We start from the raw sequence: 22,607 nt of genomic DNA on the forward strand, positions 1-22,607 counted from the left end.
TTGCCCGTCTGTTACTGTGCTGCTGATTGTTCGGCATTAACGGTAAGACGCGCAACCTGGTTAGTTCTGATAAAGCGGCTCAGATCGACAGGTTTTCCTTGATACTGGATCTGTACCGCTGCCGGTGCGCCGATTTTAAGCTTGTAAGGTGCCTGGCCCGTTAGATTTAACGTGCCATCTTTACGTTGCAGGCCGCTGAACAGCTTTTTACCTGTCGCATCAGTCACTTCCAGCCAGCAATCCGCCGTGAAATTCATCACCAGCGCATTCGGGTCAACGGCAGGTGCCGCCGTACCCGCCGGGTCAGTTGGCAGTGACGCCGCGGTGTTATCTGCCGGTGCCGTTGCCGCAGGGGCGGTATCAACATTGGCCTGTGAAGGTGATACGACCGCGTTCTGATCCTGGGTCTGGGTGGCTGGTGCGGTATTCGCCGTCGCTTCTGGCGTCGTCGCTGGCTCGGTTGCAGGCGTGCTGCTTGCTGCCGCCTGAGGTTCGCTGGAGGTCGCAGCTCCTTCGGTGCTCAGCGGCACGCTTTGCGCGCCGTTATTACCAGACTGATTGAGCTCAGCGGAGGACTGATCGGCCATCGTCGTGATCTCTTCCTGCTGCGCTTTATGGTTTTGCCACCACCATGCGCCCGTCAGGCCGACAACCACGAACAGGACCAGCCAGGTAAAGCTCATCAGCCAGCCATCGCGTTTTTTACGACGTTTACCCAGAGAGAAGCTCTGCATCGGCGCAACTTTTGCCGCACGCACAGGCGCCTGCTTCTCCATCATCGGCAGTAATTCGTCTTCAGGGATATGAACCAGTTTGGCGTAAGAACGGATATAACCGCGCAGAAACGTTGAAGCCAGATCGGCGGGTGCCTTATCTTCTTCAATATCGCGAACGGTGGAAACCTTCAGGCACAGGCGTTCTGCAACGGCTTGCTGGCTGAGTCCGAGTTGTTCACGGGCGTTGCGAAGACGAACGCCAGTGGAGAGTGCTGCATTTTGATCGTGAGTGGCTTCAGTATTCATTCGCTACAACTACTGGTACGTGAAAATAAGGGTTCAGGTGCCGGTGAGTCACAATGCCACCCGCACCGCGAAACTTTAGGTCAGTTAACCTGGAACAAACAGTATAAGACTGTCGGGCCGCAGATGACAGCGCTGGCAGGCCTTCACGCTAAACTGTTGTTACGTCGTTACATACTGCCCGAAAGTCGTATGAAACGCACCGTAATTATTAATCAGTCATAATGATTGTGACTGAATATTCAGTAAATTAATGCTTCACGGCGCAAAAAACGCGCCGTGTCTGCATAATAATCAAACGGTTTTGACCGCGATTGACTCACCCTGCATGCGCTTACGCAGCGTACGTTTGGTACGGTCAATAACGTCACCCGCCAGCTGACCACAGGCTGCGTCAATATCATCGCCACGCGTTTTACGTACGATGGTGGTGAAACCATACTCCATCAGCACTTTTGAGAAGCGATCGATACGGCTGTTCGAGCTACGGCCATACGGCGCGCCCGGGAACGGGTTCCATGGGATCAGGTTGATCTTACATGGCGTATCTTTCAGCAGTTCAGCCAGCTCATGTGCATGTTCGGTACCGTCGTTAACATGATCCAGCATCACGTATTCAATGGTCACGCGGCCCTGGTTCGCGTTAGATTTCTCCAGGTAACGGCGCACGCCAGCCAGGAAGGTTTCGATATTGTACTTTTTGTTGATCGGCACAATTTCGTCACGGATGGCGTCGTTTGGCGCGTGAAGGGAGATGGCCAGCGCAACGTCAATCATGTCGCCCAGTTTGTCCAGCGCAGGCACAACGCCGGAAGTAGAGAGCGTAACGCGGCGCTTGGACAGACCAAAACCGAAATCGTCGAGCATAATTTCCATCGCCGGAACGACGTTGGTCAGGTTGAGCAGCGGTTCACCCATCCCCATCATCACTACGTTGGTGATTGGACGTGTACCGGTGACTTTCGCCGCGCCCACGATTTTCGCGGCACGCCAGACCTGGCCGATGATTTCCGACACGCGCAGGTTACGGTTAAAGCCCTGCTGCGCCGTAGAGCAGAATTTGCACTCCAGCGCACAGCCCACCTGAGAAGAGACGCACAGCGTGGCGCGATCGTCTTCCGGGATATACACGGTTTCAACGCGCTGATCGCCAACGGCAATGGCCCACTTGATGGTGCCATCTGAAGAGCGCTGCTCTTCCACCACTTCCGGTGCGCGGATTTCCGCCACTTCTTTAAGCTTATTGCGCAGCACTTTGTTGATGTCCGTCATGTCATCAAAGTTGTCGCTGCAATAGTGGTACATCCATTTCATGACCTGATCGGCACGAAATGGCTTCTCGCCCATCTCTTTAAAGAACTCGCGCATCTGCTGACGGTTCAGGTCCAGCAGGTTAATTTTTCCATTTTTATTGGGAACCGCAGGAATGGCGACTTCGGAGGTATTCACTAATTCAGACATAATTTTTTCCGGCCTCGTTGTTACACGTTGTGGCCCTTGGTGGGTTGAAAAGAAACGCCCCGGTAAGCAGTCTGCTCGTCCGGGGCGTTGCATTGTACAAAGTCTGGCGCAGGGATGCCACGTTTGCACGCGGCATTTACGAAATTATTAGCGAGTGCGCGGGCACACTTCGCCTTCAGCGAAGAAGAACGCGATTTCGCGCGCAGCAGATTCAACAGAGTCGGAACCGTGGGTGCCGTTCTCGGTGAAGCTGTCTGCATAGTCGGCGCGCAGAGTACCTGCCAGCGCGTTGTCCGGGTTGGTTGCACCCAGCAGATCGCGGTGACGCTGTACCGCGTTTTCGCCTTCCAGTACGGATACCACGATTGGGCCAGAGGTCATGAACTCGACCAGACCATCAAAGAATGGGCGACCTTCGTGCTCAGCGTAAAAACCGCGAGCCTGCTCAACGGTCAGGTGCAGCATTTTGGTGCCAACGATCTTAAACCCTGCTGATTCAAAGCGAGCGAAGATGCTGCCAATAACGTTTTTTGCCACCGCGTTTGGTTTGATGATGGAAAAAGTACGTTCAATAGCCATTGATAACCTCTGTAAAATGTTCTGTTGTTTTTGCATACCTGAGTATGGTGTGGCGCGGATTATAAAGAGCAATAGCGCCATTGCCTATGGTTATGCATAACATTTTTTTAAAATGAGACGAAGATTAGCAACAGCTCGTATTTCGCATGCCGTGTTGATGATGAAAACAGAGCGGACACTGCTTTTCATCAGACCTAAATGACCAGAAATGACGGTGGCACGTCAGGCAAACGGCTTCATATGCCGGTATGGTCACGCTTTTCGCTGTTCCTTCTGTTTGCGTCACGTTTATCGCCGCATGCTGGTATACCGCTTCGCAGCCGCCGCACCCCGTACAGCGTCCGGTTTCCACGACCAGTTCAGCGTTCTCAAACCGAATCGCGTTTTCCGTACAACTCCGCCAGCACGCGCCGCACAGTACGCAGGATTCGGTATCGAGAGTTATCTCTGCCTCGCTAAACGCAGAAAACGCCCTGCGCAGTTCACGCTGACCGGGCACGACGCTACAGGCCTGGACATCCTCTCGGGGAACGTGCATCAGCACACGCCGGGCGGTATTAACCTCGTTGACGGGTATATATTTAAACGCCCACGCCGCTTCACCGCGTCGGCGAAGCGCCAGATTCAGCCGGGCAATCGCCAGCAACCAGTCAGGATTCTGCTCCGCGTCGATACTGATAAAACGAACGTGGTACTGCGCGTGCCACAGCAGAAGCTCATTCACCCCTGGCGCACGGTCAGTAAACGGCCCAACAAGCGTATCGCCACACAGAAAGCGTTTTCGCGGCGTGATGCCGGTGATGGCCTCAGCGGGGCAGACGAACAGGCAGTCACCGCATTCAATACAGCGGCTGTCATCAACCGAGACGCTTGAGTCGGTAAAAGTAAAAGCCTGCACAGGACAGACGTCCGCGCAGGCGAGGCAGGAAGCGTGGCGAAAACGGCGACGGACGCACGCATGCGTCACGTCCATCGCCGGGGCAAAGGTCAATCCACTCATCAGCCAATACTGAAGAAAACGAAGCGCAGCATCAGCTCACCGACAATCAGCAATGCGCTTCCCAGCAGCATGGGAGATCGCGCCGCTTTCAGACCGCCCGCAGCAAAGCACAGCATACCCGCAACGGATACGCACCAGCTCAGCAGATGAACGGTTCGCAGTTGCTCCAGCATCTGTAGCGGTGCGTGAGGGAACGTCACCACGGTGTTGTCCATAGCCGTAATATCTGCCAGCCAGACGGGCTGCATCACCAGACGCACAAGCACCAGCAGCGTGATAATGACAACCGCCGCACGCACGGTAGTCTGGGAACGCGTCCCAACGGCCATGCAGGCTGAGCCGATAATCCCCACCGAACCGAAAAACAGCACCAGCGTGTTTACGTGCTGCCATGTCACCACAGATGCGTGCATGTAGATCTGCGCCATGCAGAACACGTCGACTAAACCAACCAGGCCTGCCACAACCAACAGTGGCTTCCAGCCTGGCTTTTTGACAAACATCAGCAGCGTTGCGAAGCCAAGCGCCGCAAGATAAAGACTGGCAAAGATAATCTCACGGCTCAGCCAGGAGCTGGATACGTGGCGCAGCGCGTTAAGAGCATTAAGCGGATAGCCCATGTGCAGCGCGGAGGCGAGCAGCCCCAGACTCGCCAGCACAAACGCTCCGGCTGCCGGCAGCAGCGCGCTGCGTTGCGTGCTTCCGAACGCCAGCCACAGCGTAACGCCAACCGATCCTTGCAGGAACAGCGTAAAAATCAGCAGCGGTAACTCATGCATGACGTTTCCCCTCTTTCTCTGCGCCCTGATGCGCTTTGATCACCAGGTTTGGTTTGGTGATGGAGGAATCAGGCAAGCCTTTCACATCACAGACCGCACCATACTTCGCCCGCAGTTCATCAATCGGCCCGAATTTAATCGCTTCGAGTGGACAGGTTGCCACACAGACGGGCTGCTCTCCCTTCGCCTGGAGATCCACGCAGAAATCACATTTGGACATCTGCCCGGTCTGCTCGTTGAGCTGTGGCGCGCCGTAAGGGCAAGACCATGCGCAGTAGCCGCAGCCGACACACTTATCAGTATCAACGCGCACAATGCCGTCCCCCGGACGCTTATGCATCGCGGTGGTTGGACAGTTTTTGGTGCAGACAGGGTCTGCGCAGTGGTTACAGGAAATAGAGAGCGTGTAGGCAAAAACGTTGTTGCTGACGCCGCCCTGCCCGGTCGGGATAAAACTCCCGCCGTTGACTTCATAAACGCGACGGAAACGACGTCCGACCTCAAGGTTGTTTTTATCTTTGCACGCCACCTGGCATGCCTTGCAGCCCGAGCAGCGAGAAGAGTCGATATAAAAACCCAGCTGTTTGTCGCTCACCGGTGCGTAATGTTTAAACTGACTCATGCTCTAGCTACCTCCACCAGCATGGTTTGATGGGAATTCCCTTTCGCAAGCGCGGTAATACGGGCGGAACTGAGCACGTTTGCGCAGCCGCCTTTATCGATACCCTGCGCGTCCGGCTGCCACCAGGCGCCTGCCTGCATGGCCACCACGCCTGGAATGATGCGCGGCGTGACCTCCGCCGGGATCTCACAAATGCCGCGCGCGTTATGAATACGCACGGTATCCCCCTGCGCAATGCCGCGCTTTTGCGCATCCTGCGGGTGGATCCACAGCTTTTGCTGCTGCGCCTCAATTAACCACGGGTTGGCGTACTGGGTGGAGTTAGCGCGGTTTTTCCCTTTCCAGGTGATCAGCTGGAGCGGGAAGGTTTTGACCAGCTCGTCTTCCGGCCCTTCATGGGCAGGCACGTAGTGCGACAGCGCCGGGATTTCCGGGTGCTGCATGTCGTACAGACGCTTCGAGAAGATCTCAATTTTTCCGGACGGCGTCGGGAACGGATGATTCTGCGGATCGCGAATGTTGTCTTCAAAGGCAACGTACGGCGCGCTTTTGAAAAGATGCTGACGCGTCTTCTGTAGCGTCGCGAAGTCCGGCAGGTTTTCATCCGGCATGGACAGCCGCGTCTGCTCCCAGATGTGCTCAATCCACGCTTTTTCGTCACGGCCCTCGCTGAACGCTGGCTCGACGCCAAGCTTAGCAGCGACCTCCCGTAGCCAGTCGTAGTCTGAACGGCGTTCAAATTCAGGTTCAATCAGCTTTTCTGACAGGATCAGATAGCTTGCCGTGCCCCAGGTTTCGCCGATATTCCAGCGTTCCATGAAGCTGGTTTCCGGCAAAAGCAGGTCGGCGTATCTGGCGCTCGGCGTCATAAACAGATCGCTTGCGACGATAAACTCGATTTTCGACTCGTCTTCCAGGACACGGGTTGCCTGATGAAGATCCGGGTTCTGGTTAGCCAGATAATTGCCCGCCAGCGAGAACAGGATGCGGATATTGCTGTCCAGCTTCTCAGCATCCTTCAGGCCATCTTCCGCGGTTACCTTAGAAGCATCATCCGCGGCCTGCACCCAGTTCATGACCGAAATTTTGGCGTTGACCGGGTTGTCCGGCATCTCTGGCCCGGCCGCAAATTTGCGGTTTGCGCAGCCGCCATAGCCTGCTGCCCAGCCACCTTTCACCCCGACGTTACCCGTTAGCGTGGCCAGTATCGTCGAGCCGCGCGCGGTGCGCTCGCCGCAGTTGTGACGCTGCGGTCCCCAGCCCTGGATCAGCGCGGCGGGTTTGGTGGTTGCGTAGTCACGCGCCAGCTGACGAATAGTTTGTGCAGGCACGTGGGTGATTTTCTCTGCCCACTCAGGCGTTTTCGCCACGCCATCCTTTGCACCGCTCAGATAAGCCATCAGGGATTCATTGGCCGGAACGCCCTCTGGCATGGCGTCTTCGTCAAAGCCCAGGGTGTAGCGTTGAATAAAGTCGCGATCGTGCAGATTCTCCGTGACGATCACATACATCATCGCGTCCATCAGGGCGTTGTCTGTCGTGGGAAGCAGCGGGATCCACTGATCGGCAAGGGAGGAAACCGTATCGGAATAGCGTGGGTCGACAACAATGAAGCGCGTGCCGTTTTGCTTCATCTTCTGGTAGAAGTGGTTGCTGTGCCCGAAGATGGTTTCCGTCGGGTTATGCCCCCAGAGAATGACCAGTTTGGTGTCCAGCAGCGTGTCCAGAGAGCTGCCGCTGGCGGCGGTGCCATAGGTATACGGCGTTGCCGCCGCCGTGTTACCCATACTGACCGAGTGATAGCTTTCGAGATAGCCGCCGGTTAAGTTGAGCAGACGACGAACCATTTTATCGCCGGAAAAGGTCCCGCCGGACACCGCGGTGCCCACATGAACATAGCGTGACGCAGCACCGTATTTTTGCGTAATAGTTTTTAATTGATTCGCAATGAGGGTGGTGGCTTCATCCCAGGTAATACGCTCAAATTTTCCTTCGCCACGTTTACCTACGCGTTTCATTGGATATTTCAGTCGATCGGGGTGATAAACAAATTTCCGATAAGCCCGACCACGAACGCAGGCGCGCATTACTGGCATCTGCGGATCCAGCGCGTTATCCGGACGCGTTGAAATTCGGGTCACAACGCCATCACTGACGTGAGCACGAATATCACATTTGCCGCCGCAGTCAAACGTACTACAGGTTTGCACCACTTTTTCTTCAGGCGTAGCGTCTGAAACCGCCGCGCCCTGTGCCTGTACTTTGCCGGTTTTGACGACAAACGGCAGGGCGGCGAGCGCCGACCCTGCCTGAATAAACTGACGCCGGGATATGGCGGGAATAAGCCCTTCTCCCTGATGTTTATTTTTTTTCATTGCTCGTTCCTTCAAATAAAAACGCATTCTCGTTTTTTTTCAGGAACGAATATTGATAATTATCAAGCTAACTCTTGAGGGGTAATACTTAGCGATCTAATTCAAAATTCACTGTCGCCGTTTGTCCTGTTTCATCTAATACAATTAATTGATATTTACCCGGCAAATATAATTGCAGTGAATAATTCTTCTGATGCCCGTCCAGCGGTTCGCCATTCAAAAACCACCATCGTTGTCCCTCCCCGCCGCTGGTTGAAACGTTAAGGGTCATATTTTTCTCACCCGGAAGACGTTTAATTACCGCCCCTTCTCTGACGCCTGACAACATCATCGGCGCCGCATTATGGTTATCCAGCGGAGGGCAAATAGCTGAACGGGCGGGAAGACGAGCAGCCCGTTTTTCAGCAGCAGGCAGCCAGGGCTCCAGCGGTAGCGGCCAGACATCCAGCACTTTCTCTGTCGCATCAGGACAATCCGCCGCAACGCGTTTGCCTTCTTTATCCAGCCAGACCGGGAAACGGATCCCGCGAATACCTTCCTGTTCCGGCAGCAACAGCGTAGGCGGTTCACTGCCTTCCAGCAGCCAGGTTGACAGCCGACGCCGACAGTTTTCGCTCCCTTCAGGCAGGGACTGGCCCCCCGGCCAGCAAATCACGCCCCGTCCTACGCTTGCAGGACGCGGATCGCGCGGCAGGCGCGCTTCATCCACCATCGAGCGGGACTGAAGCATGTTATTGACCTGATTCAGGAGCGGTACCGCGCTGGCGAAACCAAACTGCCCGGCAACGGGCGTGCCGTCCGGGCGTCCGGTCCAGATTCCAATGACATACCGGGCATTCAGGCCGATGGCCCAGGCATCCCGGTAGCCATAGCTGGTGCCCGTTTTCCACGCCAGCGGCGCAACCTGGGGCAACGCACTGTCCGGCAGGGGCTGTGCTTCATTAGCGAGAATGCGTCGAATGATCCACGCCGCCCCCTGCGACAGCAGCGGACGTTCGATCAGCGGATCGCCCGGCTGTAAACGCAGCCGGCCCGCCTTACCCTGACGCGCAAAGGCGCTATAGGCGGCAGCGATATCAGCCAGGCGTGCGCCTGCGCCCCCCAGGATCAGAGAGAGGTTGGGCTGTGCCCCCGCAGGCAGAATGAGCGGTAATCCCGCGTTGCTCAGCATTCCGGCAAAACGTTTTGGGCCGTACGCTTCCAGAACCTGCACCGCAGGCAGGTTGAGGGAACGCACCAGGGCTTCGCTCATACTGACCGGCCCATGGAAGCCGCTGTCAAAGTTGCCGGGACGATAATCCCCCGTTTTTCTTGGCACATCCTGCAATAACGAAGCGGGATGGATCAGACCATCGTCCAGCGCCATGCCATAGATGAATGGCTTGAGGACCGATCCCGGCGATCGGATCGCATTGACCATATCCACGTGGCTGAAACGGCTGTCATCATTGATATCTACCGAGCCTACCCAGCCACGCACTTTCATGGATGTATGATCCACGACGATCATCGCCAGCGAACTGCGGGCAGGCAGGCGTGATTTCCAGTTCATTGCCAGCTCTTCAAGCTGTCGTTGCAAAGCTGCATCCAGCGTGGTGACTATTTTTGTGTCACGACTTTTACTCAGCATCATGCGGGAAAAGAGCGGCGCCAGCTGCGGCATCTGCCGGGGAGCCAGCCAGACCGGCTCTTCACGGGACTCTTTCACCTGCTTCTCAGACCAGACACCCTGAGTCAGCATACGGTCGAGCACTTTGTTCCGCGCCGCTTCGGCACGTTTCGGCCAGCGATCCGGGCGCAGACGACTGGGTGCCTGCGGCAGCACTGCCAGCAGCGCCGCGTCGGAATAGCTCAGCTGAGACGGCGGTTTGCCAAGGTAAGTCCAGCTTGCCGCGCCCACGCCCTGCAACGTGCCGCCAAACGGGGCACGGTTGAGATACAGCGTCAGGATTTCACGCTTGGAGAGATGCCACTCCAGCTGCATCGCCCGCCACAGCTGACGGATTTTGCCGCCAAAGGTACGCGGATGCGGATCCAGCAGGCGCGCCACCTGCATGGTAAGCGTGCTCCCGCCGGAAACCACTCTCCCGGAGGTGAGATCCTGCCAGGCGGCACGCAGTACAGAAAGCGGATTGACGCCCGGGTGATCCCAGAACCAGCGATCTTCATACTGGATCAGCGCCTCAAGATAGCGTGGGGGAAACCTCTTCAATGGTAACCGGATAGCGCCAGATGCCTTCGCTGTCGGCAAAACGCCACAGCGGAACACCCTGCTCATCCACCACCACTCGCGCTGGGTTGACCTCTTTCAGGGGCAACGGCCACACGCGGTCAGCGACGACAATCAGCCCCCCTGAAACGAGAAGCGCTCCCGCCAGCCACAGCCAGCGGGAGCGAATCAGGCGTGCTATCCGCATCTTACGGAACAACGATCAGCGGGCCACTGGCCGCCCCCCGTTGCCCGCCACTGCGGAACGTACATGGACTCGACCATCGGAACAGGCACCTGGTAGGTTCCCGGCGTAACGGCACGGGCCAGGTAAACCAGCGTGACCGGCTGACCTTCATTGACCGGCACCGCGGCCACAAAGCGATCGTCGCGGAATTCCATGTGCTGAATATCAGACTGTTGCATCTGATTCAGCAGGTTTTGCACTTCACTGCCGCTGTCCTGCAAGCTGGCGCTGCTGCTCGCCAGATTCTGGTTTTCCAGCTCCAGACCTGCCGGGAGCAGATCCACCACCAGCGCATCCGGCACGTTCTGGCTGGCCTTCACCTCCAGCCACACCAGAACCAGCTCACCGCTCTTCAGAGAAGAGAGCGACTTGCTGCTGCCGTCTGTCGCCAGGATATGACGTTCAATCTGCAAGACATTAGAGGATGGCTGAGGCGCGTACTCCGGATAGCCAGTCGTGTCCAGTCGTACCCACAGCGGCGTAGTGCCGGTATTCGTCACCTGCAAGGCATCAAGCTGGTCGCCGTTCAGGTTTTCTACCTGCGCTTTATCACTGCTCTGGGTCTGTTCAGAGAGGCTGGTCGTTGCCGTCCACGCGCCTGACAAGGTTTGCAGTGAACGTCCGGCCATGAACAGCGCATTGCTCTCCTGGGTAGACAGCCAGCGCTGGCTGAACGCGTCTTCAGATAACGCGTTCAGCAGCCTGTTTTGCGCATCCGGCAGCAGCTTGTACTCTTCCAGCAGGGAGAGCATCAGGGCATTATCACGCAGTTGGCTGCCGTAATCCGCCATCCAGTTTCGGCTGTCGTTACGGGGAGTTTTGAGAGCCAGATCCAGCGCCTGCTGGCTGCGCGGTGCATCCCCCATCAGTTTGAGTGCCATGCCCAGCTGCATCAACGGAAGCCCGGAAGCAGCCTGAGCGTGGCGCTCCCAGATTTCACGCAGCGCACCGAGCGGCGCTTTTTGCTGACGAGCCAGCACCAGCGAAGCGTACGCCTGAACAGCAAATTTGCTGGCCTGGGTGTCGTCGCTGTAGCGGATGGACATCATCCCCGGATCCTGTAAATAGCGCAGCAGTCGGCTGTTGGCGTTATTCACTGCCTCGGCAGGCACGCTGTAACCCTGCTCCCCTGCCCGCACCAGGAAGTCCGTGACATAGGCGGTCAGCCAGTACTCTTCCGGGCCGTTTTTATCCCACAAGGCAAAACCGCCATCGTCACGCTGCATTTGCAGCAGACGGGAGATCCCGATATCAATGGCCGCACGGCGTTTATCGTCGGTATCGCCTTTAATACCCAGTGCCTTAAGTTGTGCCGCGTTGGTGTAAAGCGACGGGAACAGGCCGCTGGTGGTCTGCTCAAGACATCCGTATGGATAGGCCTGAAGTTCACGAATGTAGCGCGCCAGATTTAAAGGTGGTTTACCGCTGAGCAACAGCTGCCCCTGTAGCGTGGCAGGCGAGAAACCGTTGATATGCTGTGCTGGTGCACTCCAGGATTCGCCAGGGTTCAGCATCGTGCCCGTATTCACCGTTTGCGCCGGGAATGCGGGACGCACGCCAATTTTCCAGCTTTTCTGCTGCGGCGCAAACGTCTCACCTGGGAGCTGAAGCCCCGTCACCTGAGCAGTCACTTCACCATCACCATAGCCTTCCAGGGCGCGCACCGGAATAAACAGGGTGCTACGTGCGCCAGGCGGCAGCTTAACCGGCTCTGGCTGAGCGCCTTCGAGCGACAACTTACCGGTTGCGGTTAACGCAATGTTCAGCGTTTGCGGCTGGTCCGTCAGGTTAGTCAGGTCCAGCGTCAGGCGGGAGGTATCGCCACTGGCGAGGAATCGTGGCGTGTTAAGCTCGGTGATAATCGGAGCCGCCACAATGATTTTGCTTTCGCTGCTGCCGAAATCGTCTTCCGTCCAGGCCTGCGCCATCAGACGCAGTTCGCCGTTGAAATCGCCAATCGGCAGCGTGATGGTGCCTTCTCCGTTGGCAGCAAGCGTAACCGGCTGCGCCTGCTGGGCAATTATGGTGACATGGTTCACCGGTGGCTTACCGCCGCGTTTCAGTTCATCGCCGTCTCCGCCAAAGCGCAGTGCGGCCAGACGTCCCTGACCTTCAATCACCTGGCCGTAAACATCATAGATGTCCGCGCCATAGCGCTTCTGACCGAAGAAAGCTTCCCACGGATCCGGCGTGACGTAGTCGGTAATCTTCAGCACGCCGCTATCGACAGCCGAGACCAGTACGTTCACCTTCTGTGGCACAGTCCCCTCTTTTACGCTGGCTTTCACTTTCACAGAAAGCGTCTGGTTCGGACGCATTTTTTGCGGGTTATCCAGTGCGATGGCCAGGCGACGATTTTCGTCCCCCATTGGCAGATGCAGCAGGCCAACCGCCCGTTTTGGCGTGGCGGATTTGGATTTATCGCCAGGACGAACCACCAGCGTGCTGAGGTAGAGATCGTGACGTTTCCAGTCCTTGTCCACCGGAATGGCGAGATCCAGACCGTTTGCTGGCACGTCGATCTCTTTCCACCACAGCGGTCCTTCGCTGGATTCGATCATTGCATAGCCCTTGCCTGCGGCCGGCGCTGCAATATGCAGGTTGATGGTATCGCCTGGCTGATAGGATGGCTTGTCCAGTTTCAGCGTCACACGATCCGGGCGAGCAGCGCCCGTGCCATCGCTGTTATCCTGCCAGCTGTACCCCGCCCAGAAGCGCACGCTGCTGACCATGTCATCAGGGGCTTTCACTTCCAGACGGTATGAGCCCCACTCCACCGGGAAGGTGACTTTACCGGTTTCATCGGCCTTGAGGTTTAGCTCCTGCTCGCCCTCAACCAGATCTTTTTGATCAAACTGGGACTGCCAGCCCTCACTCTCGGACCAGTTCCAGAAGTAGTCGCGACGCTCACGGATCAGACGCACCTGCAAACCGGATACCGCTTTTTTCGCCCCGCTGGCATCGGCATAGACGATGTCAAAGCTGGCGTTGCCGTTTTCATCGACAATCGGCTGATTGACGGTGGTATCGGTACGGTAGTCGTAAACGGCCTTGCTGGCGAACTGTGGGCGGATCCCCGGAAGTTCAGCCGCAGGCCAGATAGCCTGCTCGGCGCGTCGCGTTACCGGACGCCCACCTGATTCCAGCAGGCTGGCCTGCAAAATCAGTTGCAGCGGCGAGTGCGCCTCTTTCCACTGGCTTTCGGTGGTAACCTGCCCACGCCCCTGTTCGTCCAGCGTAAGCTGCACTTCATCCAGGCTGCGGCTCAGGTTCTCCTCGGCAATATCACCGAACTGGAAGCCAGGCAGCGCAGGCACCGCGTCACGTAGCGGACGCAGGAAAAGCTGGCCTTGCAGAGAATTGCCGTTAGCCGGCGCGCCATACAGGTAATAGCCCACAACGTTAAAGTCGACATTATCCTGCGGGGAAACTGGCGTTTTTTGCCCGGTCAGATTCAGCGCCATACGCTCAGGCATAAAATCTTCGACGTGGAAATCCCACATGCGCTGCTGGTTATCGCCCGTATTCGCGCGAATATGCCACATGCCGGTCTGGGCGCCGCTATCGAGCGGATAGTTGAAGCGATAAAGGCCGTTCTCAGGTTGCACAACGACCGTACGCGCCACCTGTCCGTCCGGGCGCAGCACGTCAAGTTTTACCGGCTGATCGGGAAGCGGTTTGCCATCGCTGTCGCGAAGCAGGCCGTTCAGGATCACCGTTTCACCCGGACGATAGAGATCGCGCGGGCCAAACATAAAGAACTGTTTGCTGTAACCCGGGTTACCGGCGATATCAAACTCCGCCAGATCGAGCGCCGGAAGTTTGAGGTCGAGAAGCGTGGTCTGGCCATCTTTACTGGCCAGGATCAGCGCGGCTTCTTTATCGGTTTCCAGTTTCGCATGACCATCGGCGTCGCTGTTCGCCTCGGCCAGGGTCTGCCCTTTATCGTTCAGAAGGGTAATGGCCACACCTGACTGCGCCGCACCGTTTTCAAGACTCTGGGTGAAGATGTCCAGGCGGTTATGATAACGGTGAGCGGACAGCCCAATATCACTTAAGGTAAAGAGCGTCGCGGCGTTACTGTAGTTATAGTGACCAGCCTGATTCATCACGGCGATATAGACGCCAGACTGCTGGAGCGGCTTAATATCTTTGAGCGGCAGGAGCAGTTTTTCACGCGTATTGCGCGCCGGGTTGAGGTCGAAACGGCCGGTGTAGACCAGTTCCGCCATCTTCAGCAGGTTGTCAGATTCCCAGTTGGTCAGCGAGTTACGGTACTCCCACTGGCTGACAAACGAGGCCAGCGACTCCGGCTTCACGCGATAGAAGTTCACATCCACATTGTTGACGTTGAGCGCCATCACCGGCAATCCTTCCACCACCTTACCCGGCAGCAGCGATCCGCGGCTGGCGAATCCGACCGTCGGTTCAACATCCCGGGTGGTGATCGCTTTTTCATAGTCGATGCCGAATGTCGCTTTGTTCAGCGCCAGCAAATTACGTTCGACGGTGACGACCAGATTACGATTCGGCTCCAGATGGCGCAGGCGCAGCTCTTTCAGATTGGGGGCCAGTTCCCAGGCGCCGTCCACTTTGCCGCTTTTTTTATCCACCACATGCACCGTTTTCGCAAAATCCTGGCTGGGATCCAGCGGTACAGAGAAGGTCAGAACCAGCGTCGCAGCGCCGTCGAGTTGCACTTCAGAGGCATCCAGCAGCGTCAACGCCTTGCCCTGACTCTGCGCGGCCAGCTTAGCCAGCTTTTCAGGATCCGGTTTTGCCGGGGTTTTCTGTTCTGATGCAGTAGACGCTGCGGGGGCAGCGGCCTGAGGTTTGTCGTCGCTGTTATCACAGCCGACAAGCGTAAAGGTGGTGAGCAGCGCGAGAGAGATCGCAGCTAAGCGAAACGGTTTCATCCTGTGTCCCTGGCCTGAGGGGCCTGTTGGTCATCGTCCGGATAAGTATTATCCGCAAGTTTCGTTAATACAAAAAGTCCAATTTTATAATCTGGAAAGCACCTCGCAGAATGGCATCACGCAGCCAAACCGTGATGGAACGGCGATCACAGCGCATAACGTAACATGTTACCTTTCGCGTCATTTGTTTTTAAAACAAGAAGATAGCTGGATAAGCTCGCATCAGGCCTGCTAGTTTTATGACCATGACGCACCCCGAGTGCGCGGTTCAATAAGAGAGAAAGCCATGAAACGAGCCGTGAACGCCCTACAAAATTTCGGAAAATCATTGTACGGACCTGTACTTATCTTACCCATCGTCGGCCTGTTTATCGCCTTCGGGAATGTACTGGGTAACGGCAATCTGGCCGAGTACCTGCCGTTTCTCGGCCACCCGCTGATCCAGAGTGTCGGCCAGCTGATCGCCAAATCTGCCGTGTCGGTGCTGGTCAACCTGGCGCTGGTGTTTGCCGTCGGGATCCCCATTGGACTGGCAACACGAGACAAAGGCTACGCGGCGTTGATTGGGCTGGTGACCTTTATCGTATTCATTAACGCGATGAACGTGACGTTACAGCTTCAGGGAGAACTGGCCCCTGCGGAACAGATGAAAGCCGCCGGACAAAGCATGGTGCTGGGCGTCCAGGTGCTGGAGATGGGCGTTTTCGCCGGGATCCTGACCGGGGCGCTCTCCGGTTATCTGTACAACAAATATTCCGGTGTCCAGTTTAACGGCGCGATGGCGATTTACTCCGGTCACTGCTTTGTCGCGATTGTGATGCTGCCTGTCTCTATGCTGCTCGGCGTGGTCATGAGCGAACTCTGGCCGTACGCACAGCATGGAATAAGCGCTCTGGCGCTGGCGATCAAAGGGTCCGGTCCGTTTGGCGTGGCGATCTACGGTTTCCTTGAACGCATTCTGGTGCCGACGGGCCTGCATCATCTGGTCTATACGCCGTTCCTGTATACCGAACTGGGCGGTACGCAGGAGGTGTGTGGCGCAACCTATCAGGGCGCGCGCAATATCTACTTCGCCGAGATGGCCTGCCCGGACGTGAAGCAGCTCAGCAGTACCGTGGTGTGGGATGCGCGCGGCATCAGCAAGATGTTCGGCCTTCCTGCCGCCGCGCTGGCGATGTACATGACCGCGAAGCCAGAGCGTAAAGCGATTGCGAAAGCGATTCTGATCCCGGCGGCGCTGACCTCGCTGCTGGTCGGCGTAACCGAGCCGATTGAATTCTCCTTCCTGTTCGTCGCCCCGCTGCTGTTCGTGGTGCATGCGGTGCTGACCGGCATCGGCATGATGCTGTTCTCGCTGTTTGGCGTTCACGCCATCGGCGCCAACGGGATTATCGATTTCATCCTCTACAACCTGCCGCTCGGCACGGAGAAGTCCAACTGGCCCATGTACATCGTGGTCGGGCTGATCATGTTCGCCCTTTATTTCGTGGTATTCCGCTTCCTGATCCTGCGCTTCAACATGAAAACGCCGGGGCGTGAAGATGAGGACCAGGAGACACGCCTTTACAGCAAGCAGGAGTACCAGGCGAAGGGCAATAACGACGAGCTGGGCGAATCCATCGTGGTGGGTCTGGGCGGTCGGGAAAATATAGAGGTAGTGGATAACTGCTACACCCGCTTACGCGTCACGGTGAAGGACGTCGCTATCATCGATGAACCGCGCCTGAAAGCGACCGGCGCGAAAGGGATAATCAAACAAGGTAACAACGTTCAGGTGGTCTACGGGCTGCATGTCAAAAAAATGCGAGAAGCCGTTGAGACGTTTCTCTGAAAGGAGCTAAAGATGTTTACACCCCCATTTATTCTGTCGATTGCCGGCGGCGGTAGCACCTACACGCCAGGTATTGTGAAAAGCCTGATGGTACGTCTGCATGATTTCCCTCTGGCAGAGATCCGCCTGTATGACATTGACGAGGCGCGCCAGAACACCATTGCGCCCGTGGTGGAGAAGGTTATTCGCGACCACAGCCAGAGCATCAAATTCACCGTCACCAGCGACCCAGAAGTGGCCTTCAGCGGCGCGCATTTTGTTTTTGCCCAGATGCGCGTCGGACAGTACAAAATGCGCGAGCAGGATGAAAAGATCCCGCTGCGCCACGGGGTGGTCGGCCAGGAAACCTGCGGACCCGGCGGGCTGGCATATGGCCTGCGTACTATCCTGCCGATGGTAGAGCTGATCGATCGGGTGGAACGCTACGCGCACGAAAAGGCGTGGATCGTGAACTACTCCAACCCGGCGGCGATTGTCGCTGAGGGCGTGCGTCGCCTGCGCCCCAACGCACGCGTGCTGAACATCTGCGATATGCCGGTTGCCGCGATGCGCAATATGGGCGCCATTCTGGGCGTGGATCGCCATAAACTGGAGGTGGACTATTTTGGCCTCAACCACTTCGGCTGGTTTACCCGCGTGCGGGTGGACGGCGAGGACAAGCTGCCGGATCTGCGTAAACATATCGCGAAGTTTGGCCTGCTGACGGAAGATGCCGCGAAAACCGACCCGCAGCACTCGGATCCGTCGTGGGTGAAAACCTGGCGCAACATCAAGCCGATTATGGATAACTTCCCGGAGTACCTGCCGAACCCGTATCTACAGTACTACCTGATGCCAAACCAGATTGTGGAGCATCAGAACCCTGACTATACCCGCGCCAACGAAGTGATGAACGGGCGTGAGAAAAAGCTGTTTGCCGCCGCCGAAGAGTACCAGCGCACCGGAATTTTACCGGACGCCTTCCACGTAGGTGTTCACGGCGAATTTATCGTCGATGTCGCCTGCTCACTGGCGTTCAACCTGCGCCAACGCCATCTGGTGATGGTGGAAAACCGCGGGGCGATTACCAACCTGCCGTACGATGCGGTGGTGGAAGTGCCTGCCTATATCACCTCCGAAGGGCCGGAGCCTGTCCGCGTGGGTCAGGTACCGCTGTTCCACCAGACGCTCCTGCAACAGCAGCTGGCCTCTGAACAGCTGCTGGTTGAGGCAACCATCGAAGGCAGCTACGAGAAAGCGTTGCAGGCGTTCACTCTGAACCGCACCGTGCCGACCATGGAGCACGCGAAAGCGATTCTGGATGAGATGATCGAAGCCAACCGCGACTACTGGCCTGCGCTGCAAAAGGCCTGGCAGGACGGTGAAGCGGTGAAAAAATAGGGGCTTGCTCGCGAGTTGAACGTGGTTAGCTTGTCGGTGTCAGAAAAAACACCGACAATCCTTTTTTACGGAAAAGAATGGAGGCAACCATGTCCACCTCATATTTTGTCGCTGCCGACTGGCTGATTGAGCACGGCGACGACCCGGAAGTTCAGATTATCGACGCGCGCATGGCCCCTCCGGGCCAGGAGCATCGTGACGTTCCCGCTGAATACCGTGCAGGGCACCTGCCTGGCGCGGTATTTTTTGATATCGAAGCCCTCTCCGATCACACCTCTCCCCTGCCGCACATGCTGCCTCGCCCGGAAGCGTTTTCCGTGGCGATGCGCGAGCTGGGCATCAGCAAAGATAAACATCTTGTTGTTTACGATGAAGGTAATCTGTTTTCCGCGCCGCGAGCGTGGTGGATGCTGAAAAACTTCGGCGTGGAAAAGGTATCGATTCTGGCGGGCGGACTTGCAGGCTGGAAGCGCAACGAACTACCGCTTCAGCAGGGTGACGTCACGCTGCCGGAAGGGGAATTTGATGCCACGTTTGACGCTAACGTGGTCAAGCGCCTGACCGACGTGCTGGTCGTGAGCCACGAAAACACGGCGCAAATCGTCGATGCGCGTCCCGCTCCACGTTTCAACGCAGAAGCGGACGAGCCGCGTCCGGGACTGAAACGCGGACATATCCCGGGGGCGCTGAACGTACCGTGGGGCGATCTGGTGTTTGAAGGCGAGCTGAAAACCACCGATGAATTGCGTGCCATTTTTGAACGTCAGGGCGTGGATTTGCATCGTCCGGTTATTGCCAGCTGCGGCTCCGGCGTGACGGCCTGCGTGGTGATCCTGGCGCTGGCAACCCTTGGCGCGAATGACGTGACTCTGTACGACGGCGCCTGGAGTGAATGGGGTGCACGGGACGATCTGCCGGTTGAACCGGCAAAATAATGGATAACCGCCTGGCAACGCTGTTAACGCGCGGATCGTCGCTGACCCGCGCGGAGTATCGCGTCCTCGCCCACCTCACTGAGCATCCATTGCTGGTGGGCAACATCACGGTGCGCGAGCTGGCGCAGGCGACATTTGTCTCTACCGCGACGATTATGCGGCTGTGTCAGAAGCTGGGGTTTAGCGGCTTTAGCGAGTTTATCTGGCACTGCAAGCAGCTGCTTTCTGACACGCCGCATATCACCGTACAGCCTGAGCAACATGCGGAAATGCCCGCGCTTTTTGCCCGGTTCATTGCCAACTATCAGCAGACCTTCCAGTGGGTCACTCAGAACAAACGCCAGCAGTTTGCCAGCCTGCTGCGCCAGAAAGAGAGCTTCTTTCTCTACGGCGCCGGGTTTTCGTACCTTTTTGCCGAGTACCTGACCAAGAAGTTGCAGGTGCTGGGAAAAACGGCGTTCATCTCCGGGCCGGGAGACAGCCGGAATATTTTTCTCAGTAACGCCGCGCGCTATCAGGTGTTTATTGCCGTTTCACGCAGCGGCGAAACGGAGCAGGTACTGGATAAAGCGCGGATCGCCAAAAACGTCGGCATGACGATCGTCGCGTTTACCCGCGCGTCGGCCAATACGCTGGCAGGCATGGCGGACGTGCATTTTGCCCTCTATGACGAAGCGGTACATTTCGCCGCCGAAGCCGCAGGGGTGACGTCGTTTGAGTCGAATCTGGTGCTGCTGATGGATTTACTGCTGCTGGAAGCAACGGGGTGAAGATCACCCCGCCGTAATCAGATAATGCGGTTGGTCTTGAGATCGCGCAGGAAGCCGCCCCAGCGACGCTCGTAGAACGGGGTGATGTGCTCGGTAATAAAGTGGCTGATCCCCTTCTCACCTTTCTTCACCTGACAGATATCAATCGGCTCATCGCCCGGCAGGGTGTCGGTTGCCACGCTTCCCGCCGCCTGGATGATCTCGTCGATATCGCCGTCGGCCTCAATCCCTATCAGCAGAACAGGCTTTTCGTCAGCGCTCTCTTTGATGGAGCAGAGAAACGCGCGTTTTACCGGCTTGATGGTTTTAAACAGCGTGGTCAGGGAGTCAATCATCTGCGCGGGCGGCTCGGCCACTTCAGACAGTAGCAGCGTTTCGCCCCCTTCGAGCACCTCCTGAGTGCTGAGCGGGTTGCCCTCGTCACCAATCAGGTGGCTGATTTCGCGCGGAGTAAACTCTTTCCCGGTCGGCAGTTTGGCGTTGAGGAACAGCGTCTGCCCCAGGGTCATTTCGAACAACGTGCGCACCGGCATCACCACGAACGCCTGTTCGTCTTCTACCGCTTCCTGCAAGGCCTCGAGCGAAGTAAAGAACGGGATCACCGAGGTGCCGTCGTCTTTCTCCCAGTGCAGCAGATCCAGCGCGCTGTCTTCGACAACCTGCTCCCCTTCCGCCGCGGTGCCCGGCACCCAGACGGTGGATTCCAGCAGCGTGCGGAAAAAGGCCGGACGGTGGGCGGGTTCGGTCGCCGCCTGCTCCAGCAGGGTTTCTAATTCGTTTTTGGTTTCTGACATAGTTTGGCTACTTCAAAAAACGCCGGGTGGCGCTTCGCTGACCCGGCCTACAAAACCGTAGGCCCGTGCAAGCGCAGCGCCGCCGGGCAATACGATGACTCCGAAGGCGCGCGTAAGCGTAGCGCTACCCGGCAAAAAAGATCACTCAGCCGTCAGCAGGTTCGCCACGGTACGCACGCCCAGACCGGTCGCACCCGCAGACCACTGCTCAACCGCCGCTTTACGGTAGGTTGCGGAGCAGTCAATGTGCAGCCAGCCTTCATGGTAGTTCTCAACGAAGTGAGACAGGAAGCCTGCTGCGGTGCTTGCCCCCGCCGGGTACGCCGCGCTCGCGGTGTTGTTCAGCTCGGCGAAGTTAGACGGCAGCTGGCTGCGGTGGAACTCGGCCAGCGGCAGACGCCAGAACGGTTCGTTTTCCGCCGCCGCGCTGGCCAGCAGGCGAGCGGCCAGCTTGTCGTCGAAGCTGAACAGGGCGTGATAGTCGTTACCCAGCGCCGTTTTCGCCGCGCCGGTCAGGGTTGCCATGTCGATAATCAGCTCCGGCTTCTGCGCAGAGGCGTCGATCAGGCCATCGGCCAGCACCAGACGGCCTTCGGCGTCGGTGTTCATCACCTCAACGTTTTTACCGTTGCGGTAGCGAATGATGTCGCCCAGCTTGAAGGCGTTGCCGCTCACCATGTTGTCCGCGCAGCACAGGTAGAGCTTCACGCGCTTGTTCAGGCCACGGGTGATGGCGAACGCCAGCGCGCCGGTAATGGTGGCCGCACCGCCCATGTCGGACTTCATGGAATCCATGAACGCGCTCTGCTTCAGGCTGTAGCCGCCGGTGTCGAAAGTGATGCCTTTTCCGACCAGACAGGCAAAGACCGGCGCTTCTTTATCGCCGGTTGGGTTGTAATCCAGCGCCAGCAGGACCGGAGGACGCTCGGAGCCACGGCCCACGGTGTGAATGCCCATGTAGTTTTGCTCGCGCAGGTCTTCACCTTTGGTGATGCGGTAAGACATCTTGTCGCCCGCCACGCCGCACAGCAGGTCGACGGCGCGCTGCGCCAGCTGCTCAGGGCCTAACTCTTCCGCCGGGGCGTTGATGGTGTCGCGCACCCAGTCGATGATTTGCAGGCGGCTTTCCAGCTCTTTCTGACCGGCTTCGTCGAGGTTCGCCCACTCGATTTTGCGGGTGCCTTTCGGCCCTTTGTAGCCTGCCCAGAACGCCCAGCTGCGGTCGGTGTCCCAGCCTTCGCCTTCCAGCGACACATGCTTAATGCCAAGGCCGTCAATTTTACGCGCGGCGCGCTGGATCAGGCCCAAATCATCATTGCCCGTCAGGTGCAGGGTAATACCGTCGTTGTTGATGCTGTAGGTGGCTTTTTCGCCCCAGCGTGAGTCGGCTGGCTGCGTGGAGAGCGTAATCTTCATCGCTTCGGTCATTTTATTTATCCTTATTAGCAACTAGCAAACGGGCCGCCTGAAGGCAGCCCGTTTATGTTATCTATTCTGCTTCATCTAACCAGACTAACAGAATCGCCTCCAGAATTTTTTCATTGGATGCGTTTGGATCGTCGTCAAAATCTTCCAGATCGCAAATCCACTGATGCATATCGGTGAATCGTACGGTCTTCGGATCGAGATCCGGGTTCGCGTCGTAGAGCGCCTCGCCGATTTCACGGCTGTCTGTCCACTTCAGTCCCAT

The 22,607-nt window shown here is 57.3% G+C and carries 14 protein-coding genes and 2 pseudogenes; 4 read left to right on the plus strand and 12 right to left on the minus strand.

Going from position 1 to position 22,607, the window contains the following annotated elements:
• Positions 1 to 11 precede the first annotated feature (11 nt).
• The 9 genes and pseudogenes from rodZ to KTH07_RS14370 form a co-directional block, all read right to left on the minus strand.
• Positions 12 to 1,022: a cytoskeleton protein RodZ gene (rodZ, locus tag KTH07_RS14330; RefSeq protein ID WP_023304209.1), complete on the minus strand. Its 1,011-nt coding sequence runs from the start codon at positions 1,020 to 1,022 to the stop codon at positions 12 to 14.
• 291 nt (positions 1,023 to 1,313) lie between these two features.
• On the minus strand, positions 1,314 to 2,480 hold the full coding sequence (locus KTH07_RS14335) for a bifunctional tRNA (adenosine(37)-C2)-methyltransferase TrmG/ribosomal RNA large subunit methyltransferase RlmN (RefSeq protein ID WP_003860623.1): 1,167 nt from the start codon (positions 2,478 to 2,480) through the stop codon (positions 1,314 to 1,316).
• A gap of 147 nt (positions 2,481 to 2,627) precedes the next feature.
• A complete protein-coding gene (gene ndk / locus KTH07_RS14340; protein ID WP_003860625.1) occupies positions 2,628 to 3,059 on the minus strand; it encodes a nucleoside-diphosphate kinase in 432 nt (143 codons plus the stop codon).
• A 124-nt stretch (positions 3,060 to 3,183) separates the two neighbouring features.
• Positions 3,184 to 4,059, minus strand: a complete 876-nt coding sequence (locus KTH07_RS14345; RefSeq protein WP_217310779.1) for a 4Fe-4S binding protein — start codon at positions 4,057 to 4,059, stop codon at positions 3,184 to 3,186.
• Complete coding sequence (locus KTH07_RS14350; protein WP_032103986.1) at positions 4,059 to 4,838, minus strand: DmsC/YnfH family molybdoenzyme membrane anchor subunit; 780 nt, start codon at positions 4,836 to 4,838, stop codon at positions 4,059 to 4,061. The genes KTH07_RS14345 and KTH07_RS14350 overlap by 1 nt, the downstream gene beginning before the upstream one ends.
• On the minus strand, positions 4,831 to 5,460 hold the full coding sequence (locus KTH07_RS14355; RefSeq protein WP_015572168.1) for a DMSO/selenate family reductase complex B subunit: 630 nt from the start codon (positions 5,458 to 5,460) through the stop codon (positions 4,831 to 4,833). The genes KTH07_RS14350 and KTH07_RS14355 overlap by 8 nt, the downstream gene beginning before the upstream one ends.
• The gene (locus tag KTH07_RS14360; protein ID WP_023304212.1) at positions 5,457 to 7,835 is read right to left on the minus strand and encodes a DMSO/selenate family reductase complex A subunit; all 2,379 of its coding nucleotides are present in this window, start codon (positions 7,833 to 7,835) and stop codon (positions 5,457 to 5,459) included. Before KTH07_RS14360 ends, KTH07_RS14355 begins: the two co-directional genes overlap by 4 nt.
• An 88-nt stretch (positions 7,836 to 7,923) precedes the next feature.
• Positions 7,924 to 10,252, minus strand: a pseudogene (pbpC, locus tag KTH07_RS14365) (peptidoglycan glycosyltransferase PbpC).
• Position 10,253: 1 nt separating this feature from the next.
• A pseudogene (locus KTH07_RS14370) lies at positions 10,254 to 15,207 on the minus strand (alpha-2-macroglobulin).
• 286 nt (positions 15,208 to 15,493) lie between these two features.
• Between KTH07_RS14370 and KTH07_RS14375 the strand changes: the two are divergent.
• The 4 genes from KTH07_RS14375 to KTH07_RS14390 all read left to right on the plus strand — a co-directional run bounded on the left by KTH07_RS14375 (position 15,494) and on the right by KTH07_RS14390 (position 20,123).
• Positions 15,494 to 17,038 (plus strand): PTS transporter subunit EIIC, encoded by a 1,545-nt coding sequence (locus KTH07_RS14375; protein WP_017692920.1) that lies wholly within the window; start codon positions 15,494 to 15,496, stop codon positions 17,036 to 17,038.
• A 12-nt stretch (positions 17,039 to 17,050) separates the two neighbouring features.
• Positions 17,051 to 18,418 (plus strand): 6-phospho-alpha-glucosidase, encoded by a 1,368-nt coding sequence (locus KTH07_RS14380; protein WP_023304215.1) that lies wholly within the window; start codon positions 17,051 to 17,053, stop codon positions 18,416 to 18,418.
• 89 nt (positions 18,419 to 18,507) lie between these two features.
• On the plus strand, positions 18,508 to 19,353 hold the full coding sequence (sseA, locus tag KTH07_RS14385; RefSeq protein ID WP_023304216.1) for a 3-mercaptopyruvate sulfurtransferase: 846 nt from the start codon (positions 18,508 to 18,510) through the stop codon (positions 19,351 to 19,353).
• Positions 19,353 to 20,123 carry a MurR/RpiR family transcriptional regulator gene (locus tag KTH07_RS14390; protein WP_032619265.1) on the plus strand — a complete coding sequence of 257 codons (771 nt, stop codon included), beginning with the start codon at positions 19,353 to 19,355 and terminating at the stop codon, positions 20,121 to 20,123. The genes sseA and KTH07_RS14390 overlap by 1 nt, the downstream gene beginning before the upstream one ends.
• 17 nt (positions 20,124 to 20,140) lie before the next feature.
• Here KTH07_RS14390 and sseB read toward each other — a convergent pair whose 3' ends face one another.
• The 3 genes from sseB to iscX all read right to left on the minus strand — a co-directional run bounded on the left by sseB (position 20,141) and on the right by iscX (position 22,607).
• Positions 20,141 to 20,917, minus strand: coding sequence for an enhanced serine sensitivity protein SseB (sseB, locus tag KTH07_RS14395; RefSeq protein WP_023325069.1), 777 nt, complete (start codon positions 20,915 to 20,917; stop codon positions 20,141 to 20,143).
• A gap of 141 nt (positions 20,918 to 21,058) precedes the next feature.
• Positions 21,059 to 22,345 carry an aminopeptidase PepB gene (pepB, locus tag KTH07_RS14400; RefSeq protein WP_023304219.1) on the minus strand — a complete coding sequence of 429 codons (1,287 nt, stop codon included), beginning with the start codon at positions 22,343 to 22,345 and terminating at the stop codon, positions 21,059 to 21,061.
• Positions 22,346 to 22,406: 61 nt separating this feature from the next.
• Entirely contained in the window at positions 22,407 to 22,607 is a 201-nt protein-coding gene (gene iscX, locus KTH07_RS14405; protein ID WP_003860650.1) for a Fe-S cluster assembly protein IscX, read from the minus strand.

Origin of the sequence: Enterobacter cloacae complex sp. ECL72, from assembly GCF_019056635.1 — a bacterium.
GTDB classification, from domain to species: Bacteria; Pseudomonadota; Gammaproteobacteria; order Enterobacterales; family Enterobacteriaceae; genus Enterobacter; species Enterobacter hormaechei_C.